The sequence below is a fragment of the Variovorax sp. P1_H12_2 genome, from assembly GCF_056405335.1.
This window is the reverse complement of the sequence record NZ_JBFUCI010000248.1, coordinates 1-9,441: the sequence shown is the minus strand read 5'-3', so window position 1 is coordinate 9,441 and position 9,441 is coordinate 1. Positions and strand designations below refer to the sequence as shown.

Annotated in this window: 9 protein-coding genes; all 9 read right to left on the bottom strand. The window is 66.5% G+C overall.

The genetic code is table 11. The features are described 5' to 3' along the window. Nucleotides 1-335 precede the first annotated feature (335 nt). The gene (locus tag AC1D2K_RS22155) at nucleotides 336-1,160 is read right to left on the bottom strand and encodes an SMP-30/gluconolactonase/LRE family protein (protein ID WP_478091008.1); all 825 of its coding nucleotides are present in this window, start codon (nucleotides 1,158-1,160) and stop codon (nucleotides 336-338) included. Nucleotides 1,161-1,842: 682 nt separating this feature from the next. Then, on the bottom strand, nucleotides 1,843-3,213 hold the full coding sequence (locus tag AC1D2K_RS22150) for an FAD-binding oxidoreductase (protein ID WP_478091006.1): 1,371 nt from the start codon (nucleotides 3,211-3,213) through the stop codon (nucleotides 1,843-1,845). Between the two features lie 8 nt (nucleotides 3,214-3,221). Then, nucleotides 3,222-4,088, bottom strand: coding sequence for an ABC transporter permease (locus tag AC1D2K_RS22145; protein ID WP_478091004.1), 867 nt, complete (start codon nucleotides 4,086-4,088; stop codon nucleotides 3,222-3,224). A 38-nt stretch (nucleotides 4,089-4,126) separates the two neighbouring features. Beyond that, nucleotides 4,127-4,963, bottom strand: a complete 837-nt coding sequence (locus AC1D2K_RS22140; protein WP_286370163.1) for an ABC transporter ATP-binding protein — start codon at nucleotides 4,961-4,963, stop codon at nucleotides 4,127-4,129. 38 nt (nucleotides 4,964-5,001) lie between these two features. After that, on the bottom strand, nucleotides 5,002-5,985 hold the full coding sequence (locus AC1D2K_RS22135) for an ABC transporter substrate-binding protein (protein WP_478091002.1): 984 nt from the start codon (nucleotides 5,983-5,985) through the stop codon (nucleotides 5,002-5,004). Nucleotides 5,986-6,059: 74 nt separating this feature from the next. Beyond that, the gene (locus AC1D2K_RS22130; protein ID WP_478091000.1) at nucleotides 6,060-6,923 is read right to left on the bottom strand and encodes a creatininase family protein; all 864 of its coding nucleotides are present in this window, start codon (nucleotides 6,921-6,923) and stop codon (nucleotides 6,060-6,062) included. 18 nt (nucleotides 6,924-6,941) lie between these two features. Continuing rightward, on the bottom strand, nucleotides 6,942-8,213 hold the full coding sequence (locus tag AC1D2K_RS22125) for an amidohydrolase family protein (protein WP_478090999.1): 1,272 nt from the start codon (nucleotides 8,211-8,213) through the stop codon (nucleotides 6,942-6,944). Then, entirely contained in the window at nucleotides 8,210-8,797 is a 588-nt protein-coding gene (locus AC1D2K_RS22120) for an NAD(P)H-dependent oxidoreductase (RefSeq protein WP_478090997.1), read from the bottom strand. The genes AC1D2K_RS22125 and AC1D2K_RS22120 overlap by 4 nt, the downstream gene beginning before the upstream one ends. Before the next feature lie 180 nt (nucleotides 8,798-8,977). Beyond that, on the bottom strand, nucleotides 8,978-9,441 hold a 464-nt coding region (locus AC1D2K_RS22115; protein WP_478090995.1), incomplete at its 5' end, for a TetR family transcriptional regulator C-terminal domain-containing protein.

The window sequence follows — 9,441 nt, the reverse complement described above, 5'->3', positions numbered from 1 at the left end:
GTGGCCCTACTGCCCAAGTCTTTCACTGGATTGAGACGGGCGGGCGTCGTCTACAGGTCTCTGGTCGAGGGCGAAGAACTGGCTGTCGGTATCGGGCTCGTTACGCGCAGGGACCGGCAAGGAATGCGCGACATACTGACCGCGGTGGCAGGAACATGCGGACAGCCGTAGTCGGYCATCACCCGCCGTTCAATGTGGCTGCCAAAAAGCAGTCGCTCGACGCCGCTCTCGCCCCAGAGCTGCCCACCTTGGCGGCAACATCGGGCCACCCAGCTCAACAGATCAACGATTCAATGATTCTTTCTATTGCCTGCGGCGCTGAAATGGCACTTCAGTCAGGGCCAGCCGACACCGGGGATGTCCACCGTCGCCGCGAGCAACTGGCCGGTACCGGCCATGTCATCCATGCGATCCATACCGAACCAGCGAGCGGCGGCGATCAAGAGGGTCTTGCGATCAGGACCGCCGAGCATGCAAGCGAATGCGCCGCGATCGAGTTCGATGCGTTGCTGGACTGTTCCGCCTTCACGGACTCGCACACAGCATTTGTGAGGCACGTCGGCGTACCAGACACAGCCTTGTGCATCGACGCAAATGCCGTCTGGCGTTCCCTCACCAAGGTCCGCCCAAATCCGGCGTCCTGACAACACGCCGTCGGCCGCAATGTCGAAAGCGGTCAGGCGTCGGCCGTGCGACTCCGCAAGGATCAACGTCCTGTTGTCCGGGGTAATCGCCATTCCGTTCGGGAAAGCAAATCCCTCCGCGAGGGACCGCACCTTGCCATCGGGCGTCACGACCAACAGGCATTCACCGTTCACGTAAGCATTGCCACGGCCGTCCACGACGATCTCATTCCACAAGCCCTTCGAGAAGGATGCCAGGTCGGCGTAGGTTGCCAGCGCGCCGTCCGAGTTCTGGCGGACGAGTTTGCCGGCGCGCGACGAGACGAACAGCAAGCCGCCGTCAGGCAGGAAGTCGAACGAGAGTGGTGGCGCGGGTGCTTGTACGACGGTTTTGGGCGCACCGTCGTCATTGCCAAGTGACATGATCTCGCCAGCAGTCCAGTCAGCGAACCACCATCGTCCGTTGTGCCACCGGGGCGACTCCACCAGACCCCGATCGCCAGCTAGATGTATGAGCTCGGAAGGTGGTTGCGTCATGTTGGCCTCTCACGGATCGTTCCATTGTCTGCCTCATGCTGCGTTCCTGCCGGAAAGCGCCGTTCGAGCGGCGATCTCCAAGGCATGGCGTTCAGCAGCTTCGATGAAGGTCAGCTTCTTCTGATGCTGAAGGACGGCAACGGGCCCGGAACGGCTGTTCGCGCCCTGGGCCCGCCGGCGGCTCGTCCCCCGTCCGCGCGGCCCGGAGAATTCAGAGATGGGTGAAAAACCCTCGAGTAGCCTGGCAGATCTGTTTCCTAACCCCTTGTTGCGAGTCGCCTCGGGATTCCATCCTGGGTGCCGATCGACAACTTGGCCCTGCCTTGGCCGGTTGCAGGATGCCGGCCTTGTCCTGGCTGGCGCCAGGCGCAGGAAGAGCGCACTGTCCTTTTGCCGGACCCACTCGCGCACCGACCAGCGTTCGCGCAGCGCCTGCTGTTCATAGAAGCCCCGCTCCAGCGGGTCGTCGATCTTCAGCAGCTCGACGATGTGCGACCCCGAATTCGGCCGCCGGATCCTATTGGGGGATGACTCTCGGTCTCGATGCGTATTGAGTTCTATCTAGAAATTACCAGCTTGACCTGGCGAGCGAGGCCCGAGCGCGGGACCGGGGTCGCCGTTCGCGGGATCGTTGGGCGCCATTACGTGGTCAGTGCCAGTTCAATGAACCGAGTGCCCGCGCTCAGGCCGCAACCGTCTCCTTCACCGGCCAGTCGCGCAACTTACCGGGGTTAAGTAACCCCAGTGGATCGAAGCGCTTCTTCACCTCGATCACTTCCGGCGGCAGCGGCCCGCCGGCCTTGCCGTCTTCCACGATGTTCACGTGCGGGTTGTTGATGTGCACATTGTGGGCACGGTGGATGTCGATGATCTCGTTCAACCGCTCCTCGGTGCTGAAGCGTACCAGTTGCAGACCGCTGCAGGTCAAGAGGCCGGCCACGTTGCGCAGGAACTCGACGTGCATCATCACCTCGCCGCCCAGCAGCTTCTCCATCTCGATGATCTGCTCGACATGCTTGCCCGGAATGAACCCGCTCTGCAGGTAGGTCAGCGTCGGATCGATCTTCAGCGAATGCAGCGTCGTGTGGTTCCAGGTGAACTCCATCAGCGTGCGGTTGCTCTTCTGCACCTCGGCAGCGGTCTTGCGGTAGCCCACGATGCCACCGTGCGCCTCCACTAGAAGCATCATGGCGGGCTCGCCCGACTCGGCCACCAGCGACAGCACCGTGTGGCAGCCCTTCGGCAGGTGCGCTGCCAGTTGCGTGAGGTGGTCGGAAATCGGCGCGGCAAAGAAAGTGACGCCGCGCTTCACGATTCCTGGCGAATTTGCCAGCTTGTCCGCAAAGTTCAGCGCATTCTCGAAGCTGTCGAAGGTCACCAGCGTCTCGAGCCACGGGTGAGCGGGCGCCAGCGCGATCTCCAGCTCCAGCACCAGGCCGTTGGTGCCCCACAGGTGATGCATGCGCATGGCGTCGGGACCGCGTAGCTCGACGATCTGCGGCTCGGCTTCGATAGTCATCGCACGGATGCCAATGATATTTCCCGACGCACCCAGCGGTCCGTAGTTGATCGAGCCCACGCCGCCGAAGCCGCCGCCGAACAGTCCGCCGAGTGTGGCGCTGCGATAGGTCGAGGGTACGCAGCGCATCTCCTGGCCGGTGGGTTTCGTCTGCTTCTCCAGCTCGCCCAGGCGGATACCGGCCTGCGCGCGTGCCACGCCGGGCTGCACCCACAGGCAGGCGTTGTAGCCCGTCATGTCGAGCACTACGCCACCGGCCAGTGGCGTAGTCTGGCCGTAGTTTCCGGTGCCGCTGCCGCGGATGGTGATGGGCACGTTGCGACGCGCACAGGCGCCCACCACGGCGCGGATCTCTTCCTCGGTGCGCGGGCGCACCACCACGTCGGCGCGCTTGCCCTTCAACTGGCGCGTGAGTACTGGGCTGAACCAGAAGAAATCCTGCGAGAGTCGCGTGACGCGGCCTTCGTCGGTGATCCAGTCGAGGTCGGGGAGTTCGAGCAGCAGTTGCTCGATGGAGGAAACAGGAGCGTTCATGGTCAAGTTCAATCCTGGGAAAGTTCGCTCGCGTGCCACGAGCCGAGCGCCAGCTTGGYGAGCCAGGCCATCAGCACGAAGAGCGCGACACCGGTGAGGGAAATGAGCAGCAGGGCCGCGAACATGCGCGGAATGTTCAGCTGGAAGCCCGCCTGCAAGATCTGGTACGCCAGCCCCGCGCCCGAGCCGCCCGTGCCGGCCACGAATTCGGCCACCACCGCGCCGATCAGCGCGAGGCCGCTGGAAATGCGCAGCCCGCCGAAGAAGTAGGGCAGCGCGCTCGGGATGCGCAGGCGCACCAGTTGCTGCCAGCGCGTGGCGCGGTTCAGCTTGAAGTAGCTCTGCAGGTCGGGGTCGATGCTGCGCAGGCCCAGCGTGGTGTTGCTGATGATCGGGAACAGCGCGACCAGCGCCGCGCAGACCACCATCGCGGCGGTCGGGTTCTTGACCCAGATGATGATCAGCGGCGCGACCGCGACGATCGGCGTCACCTGAAGCAGTACCGCGTACGGGAACAGCGCGGTCTCGATCAGCTTGCTCTGCACGAACAGGAAGGAGATCAGCACGCCGGCGATGGTGGCGACCACGAAGGACAGCACGGTGATCTTGAGCGTCACGAGCAGGGCCATGCCGAGCGGCACCCAGTCGGTGACCAGGGTCTGCATCATCAGGTAGGGCGATGGCACCAGGTAGGGCGGCAGCTCCATCGCCGTGACCAGGCCCTGCCAGAGCGCGATCAGCACCACGCCGACCAGCAGCGGGTACATCACGCRCTGGACGCGCGGCTGCTGGAGCAGCGGAATGCGGGCCGGCTGCTTCTTCAGCGTCGGCTTCGGCGCAGGGCGCGGTCTGGTGGGCGTTGCTGGTGGGGTCATCGTCGTCGTTCCCGCGGCGCTTGTCGGTGCCAGTGCGCTCATGCCTGCACCTCGTCGTGCGCGCTGCTGGCGCGCAGCAGGCTGTCCTGCAGCGTCTTGGCGTAGCGGCTGAACTGCGGCGACACCATGAAGTCGGCGCTGCGCGGATAGGGCTCGTCGATGCGGAACTGCTCGACCACGCGGCCCGGGCGCGCGGCCATCATCACGACGCGGCTCGACAGGAACACCGCCTCGTGGATCGAGTGGGTGACGAAGATCACCGTGAGCTTCTTCTTGCGCCAGAGGTCGAGCAGTTCGGCGTCGAGCTTGTGGCGCGTGATCTCGTCGAGCGCGCCGAAGGGCTCGTCCATCAGCAGCAGGTCGGGCTGCGTCACCAGGCCGCGCGCGATCGACACCCGCATCTGCATGCCGCCCGACAGGGCGCGCGGCAGGGCCGAAGCGAACTTGTCCAGGCCGACCAGTTCGAGCGCCTCGGCGACGCGCTCCTCGGCCTCCTTGCGCGGCACGCCGGCGAGGTCGAGCGGCAGCCGCACGTTGGTGCGCACGCTGGCCCAGGGCATCAGGGTCGGCGACTGGAACACGAAGGCCATGCGGCGGCCGCTCTCGTCGATCTGCGCCACCGGCTTGCGCCACACCAGCAGCCGGCCGTCGGTCGGCTCGAGCATGCCGGCCACCATCTTGAGCAAGGTGCTCTTGCCGCAGCCCGAAGGCCCGAGCAAGGTGACGAATTCGCCTTCGGCGATGCTCAGGTCGACCGGCAGCAGCGCCTGGGTGCCGTTCGGATAGGTCTTCTCGGCGGAGAGCACCTCGACCGCCGGGACGGTGAAGCGCGGCTGCGGCGGCAGCGTGTAGGAGGCGGATTCGGTGTCGTTCATGCGGGGCCTTTCGAGAGGGCGCCGAAGCGCCCGGTGTGTCAGGGCAGGACCTTGGCGTCCTTCACGAAGTCGGTCGTGTAGGTCTTGGCGATCTCGACCTTGGCGGGGTCGAGCAACTTGGCGGAGACCAGGAAGTCGTAGCTGGCCTTGGCGCGCGCATCGGTGATGACGCCGATGCCCTGCGTGGCCGCGTCGCCGCCCGTGACCATGCCCATCTCCTTGAGCTTGGCGACGCTGTAGGCGAGCTGGTCGTCGGTCATGTTGGGGTTGTCCTTCTTGATCAGCGCGTTGGCGGGAGCGGGATCGGCGAGGTAGCTCTTCCAGCCCTCGGCCGAGGCCTTGACGAAGGCCGCCACCTGCTTGCTGCGCTCCTTGACGGTCTTGTCCATGCACGAGACCGTGGTCGCGTAGGCCGGGAAGCCGTGGTCGCTGAACATCAGCACCGTGCTTTTCACGCCGGCCTTCTGGATGGCGTAGGGCTCGGAGGTCAGGTAGCCCTGCTGCGCGGCGTTCTTGTCGGCGACGAAGGGCTGGATGTTGAAGGTGTAGGGCCGGGTCTGCTCGTCGGTGAGCCCGAACTTGGCCTTGAGCCAGGGCCAGTAGYCGCGGTTGGCCTGGGCGCCGATCAGGATCGTCTTGCCCTTGAGGTCCTCGAACTTCTTGACGTCGTCGTGCGCGATCAGCACCTGCGGGTCCTTCTGGAAGAAGGCCGCGACGTTGACCACCGGCACGCCGCCTTCGCGCACCTGCATCATCTGGATGTCGCTTGAACCCATGATGCAGTCGGCCTGGCCGGCGGCCATCATCTGCGTGATGTTGACCTGCGGGCCGCCCATCTTGATGGTCACGTCCAGGCCGTACTTCTTGTAGATGCCCTGCGCCACGGCCTGGTAGAAGCCGCCGTGCTCGGCCTGCGCGTACCAGTTGGTCATGTAGGTGAACTTGTCTTCGGCCTGCGCGGGCGCGGCGGCGAGGAAAGCGATGGCGGCGGCGCCGGCCAGGGACAGTGCGAAGGAGCGCATGGGATGACCTCTCGAGGGCTGGGGTGAAGTGAAGAAAGAAAAATGTGTGAACGGGTCGGATTCAAGTARCAGGCTCAGGCGGGAGCGAAGCTCTGCTGGACGAAGCCCTGCTGGTGGCCGCGCTCCCAAGTGGCTTCCTCGCGCACGAGCCAGCGCAGCGCGTGGAGCTCGGTCAGCGCCTGCACCCAGCTGTCGGACAGCGTGTCCAGGATGGCTTCGCCCTGCTCGCGCGTGGCGGTAGTCGGGTCGCCGATGACGCCGCTGGGGCCGAAGTCGCGCGCGGTCCAGGCGCACGCCGGGCGGCCGTCGGCCGACAGCAGCTTGATGGGAAAGGGCGGCGGAAAGTTGGCCACCGCGCGCTCCATATGCACCGTCTCGGGCGCGAGTGCGAGCATCAGCGCGGTCTCGGAATGGCCCGCGTGCATCGCGAGCTTCTTCTCCTGCTCGCTCACCTGCTTGCTCGCGGCGCTCGGCAGGCGCGACACGCCGTACGGCACGATCACGAAGTCGCCATGGCGCAGGCGCAGTTCGCGCGCCGCCATCTCCAGGACCTGCGGCTGGCCGCCGTGGCCGTTGGCGAACAGCAGCTTGCGAAAGCCCGAGCGGTAGACCGACTCGCCGATCTCGATCACGGTGGACAGCAGCGTGGTGCCGGTCAGCGTCATGGTGCCGGGAAAGTGCAGGTGTTCTTCCGACTTGCCGTAGGTGATGGTCGGCAGTGCGAAGGCGCGCACGTCGGCCGGCAGCTTCTCCAGCGCCTTGCCCATCACGCCCGAGCTGATCACGCTGTCGACCGAGCACGGCAGGTGCGGGCCGTGCTGCTCGATGGCACCGCAGGGCAGCACGATGACGGTGTTCTCGCGGTCGGGCAGCGCGGCGATTTCGCTCCAGCTCAGATAGGGCAGGAAGCGGTGGGGCGGGATGTAGCCGTGGAGCATGGGTGTCCTTGTGGTTCGTTACCGGGGAAGGAAGGGGGTGGCGTCACCGCGGGTCACGCGGCCGTCGCGCAGCACTATGCGGTTCGCGGTGCGCGAGGGCCAGCCGAAGCGGTCGGCGTCGGTGAAGAGCACGAGGTCGGCGGATGCGCCTTCCAGCGTTGGCCGTGCAGGTGCGCGCTCGCGCCGCAGCCAGTCGCCGCGGCACAGCGCCTGCGACCAGGTGTCGAAGGGCTCGTCGAGCTGCGCCACCAGCGCGGCCGTGCCCAGCGCYTCSACSGGGTCGAAGCTGCCGAGSCGRCAGAACGGGTCCTGCACGTTGTCGCTCGCAAACAGCAGCGGAATGCCGCGYTCGCGCGCCTCCTTCACCAGCGTGAGGCCRCGCTGTCGCGGCGTGCGGCCGGTGACGGCGTCCTGAAGCAGCAGGTTGGTGGCGGGCAGCGACACCACGGTGATGGGGGCGCGCGCCACGGCGTCGAGCGTGGCCAGGGCCTGCGCCTCGGGCTGCGCCGCCAGCGCGCAGATGTGGCCGCAGACCACGCGGCCTTCGTAGCCGATCTCGCGCAGGATGCGGGCCGTGGTCTGCAGGCCGACGGCCGCGGCGTTGAGCTCCTCGTCCACATGCAGGTCGATGTCGAGATCGAAGGCCAGCGCCGACACCAGCAGGTTGCGCAGCGCGTTCTCGCTCCAGTTGGTGGAGTGCACAAAGCCCCCGAGCAGCGCGTGCGGTCCGGTGGCCTTCACCTGTTTCGCGAGGTGCAGGGCTTGCGCAGCATCTTCGAACAGCGGCAGCTTGATGAGGCTCACCTGCTCCAGGCGCACCTTGCCGGCCCATTCCTGCGCCAGCTCGGCCATCACGGGCCAAGCCATGGGCAGCGATTCGGGCTCCCACCAGTCGACGTGCGTGCGCACGTGCGTGGTGCCACATTCCCAGGCCCACTGCAGGCCGCGCGACGCGCGCTCGTGGACGTCAGCGGGAGTCCAGTGCGCACGGTCGGCCAGCATCGCGTCGATGGCGCCGAGCAGCCCGGGCTGCACCTGCTTCATGCGCGGCAGGGTGAAGGCCTTGTCGAGGTGCGTGTGGGCGTCGACGAAGCCGGGCAGCACCAGCGTGCCTGCGAGATCCCAGCCCGTGGTGGGTGCGCCGACGCCGGTTGCGGGGCGGACCGACTGCACGCGGCCGGCTTCGATGGCAATGCGTGCGAGCACCGGCACGCCGTTGCGCTGCGGCCAGTCGGCCGGCAGCAGCCAGCGCGGCAGCCGCACGTTGTCCAGGACCGTGGGCGCGTTCATGCGAAGCGCGCCATCGCCTGGCCGACGCGCGCCATGAAGCGTCTGAGCTGGGGCTCAGTCGCCACATTCATGTGGTAGTGGGCGTGGTAGTCCACCTTCGCGCCCTGGCCGGTGAGCCGCTTCATGTACCGCGTGACGATCTTGCGCGGCGGGTCGCCCATGTACATGGCCACCCAGCGGGGCCGACCGTAGGTGACCACGGCGCTGATGCGCTTGATGTGCGTGAGCATCGGCTTGACGTTGGCCGGGTCGCTGATGTCGAAGGCCACGCCCGGCATGAAGAGCCGGTCGAAGTAGCCCTTGAGCATGGCCGGCAGGCCGAAGCACCAGGTCGGAAAGCAGAACACGATGCCCTCGGCCCACTGCAGCCGCTCCACGTAGGGCTTCAGCGGCAGTTGGTTGGCGGGCACCTCGTGGTAGCCCAGGCGCTCCTCGCGCGAGAGCACCGGGTTGAAGCCCTTGGCGTAAAGGTCGCAGTCGTCCACCTCGTGCCCGGCGGCGCGCAGGTTCTTCAGCACCTGCTGGTGCAGGCTGGCATGGAAGCTGGTTTCGACCGGATGGCAGTAGACGACGAGCACGCGCATGATGATTTGTTTGACCGCTCAATCAGAGCAAGTGGTCAGACTCATGCAAACGACGTGCCAGCGCGGGTGCACCGGAAGGGTGCCGCACTCCGGGGCGACGGCCCGGACCGGGCTATTCGAGCGCGCGATCGATCACGTAGCGCCAGCCGCCGGCGGCGGAGGGTGCCACGCGCAGGCCGCTCAAGCCTTGATGCCGCAGCCGTTCAGCACGAAGGCCACCAGCTCGCGCGCGACCGACTCGCGGTCGATTGGCGCCTCGGGCGGCAGGCCGAGCATCACGCGCGTCTGGATCGCATAGTCGGCGTAGCTCTGGGTCATGGCCCAGATGTGCATCAGCAGCATGCGCGCGTCGAGCGGACGCATCTGCCCGCGCGCGATCCAGCCGTTGATCACGTCGAGTTTCTTCTGTGTCCAGGCGCGCGCGTTGGGCCAGTAACGGTCGAGGTTGCGGCCGCCGTCGAGCACCTCGCGCGAGAAGATGCGCGACATCTCGGGGTTGTCGAAGGCGTGGTCGAGCTTCTTGCGGATGTAGTCGCCGAGCACCGTGGCCGGGTCGCTCGCATCCTCGAACGAGAACACGACCTTCCAATCGTGCAGCACCTGCATCAGCAGTTCCTCGTAGAGTTCTTCCTTGCCCTCGATGT

What these genes read in the sequence shown, in the direction of transcription:
- AC1D2K_RS22120 (WP_478090997.1), bottom strand. Translation starts at nt 8,797, where the DNA reads ATGCGCGTGCTCGTCGTCTACTGCCATCCGGTCGAAACCAGCTTCCAT.
- AC1D2K_RS22130 (WP_478091000.1), bottom strand. Translation starts at nt 6,923, where the DNA reads ATGCTCCACGGCTACATCCCGCCCCACCGCTTCCTGCCCTATCTGAGC.
- AC1D2K_RS22155 (WP_478091008.1), bottom strand. Translation starts at nt 1,160, where the DNA reads ATGACGCAACCACCTTCCGAGCTCATACATCTAGCTGGCGATCGGGGT.
- AC1D2K_RS22150 (WP_478091006.1), bottom strand. Translation starts at nt 3,213, where the DNA reads ATGAACGCTCCTGTTTCCTCCATCGAGCAACTGCTGCTCGAACTCCCC.
- AC1D2K_RS22140 (WP_286370163.1), bottom strand. Translation starts at nt 4,963, where the DNA reads ATGAACGACACCGAATCCGCCTCCTACACGCTGCCGCCGCAGCCGCGC.